The 230-nt window shown below is 36.1% G+C and carries 1 pseudogene; it reads right to left on the bottom strand.

The features are described 5' to 3' along the window. Nucleotides 1-230 (bottom strand): annotated as a pseudogene (locus OL66_RS04425) (group II intron reverse transcriptase/maturase); the annotation flags it as partial.

Here is a 230-nt window from a genome sequence, read left to right as displayed (position 1 = left end):
GAATATATATCTATTAATGGTAATGTCCGGATTCCCCTTATATTTACGCATTTTTTTAATTTTATCCCAAGAGTAAACGTCCCATGGTTCGTATTGAGTCTTTCCTTTGTTAATATAGGAGATACCCCAAGTTGAACCTGTCTTCAGTTTCTTTCGAACTCTGGCAATCGACGTTTTTCGTTTTCTTGCCAGCGTTTTCAAACAGCTATATTCCGCTAGATAGTTTAGAT

This window comes from Chrysanthemum yellows phytoplasma (assembly GCF_000803325.1).
Lineage (GTDB): Bacteria > Bacillota_I > Bacilli_A > Acholeplasmatales > Acholeplasmataceae > Phytoplasma > Phytoplasma asteris.
Note: the sequence above shows the minus strand (reverse complement) of the source record. Positions and strands in the feature narration are given on the sequence as shown.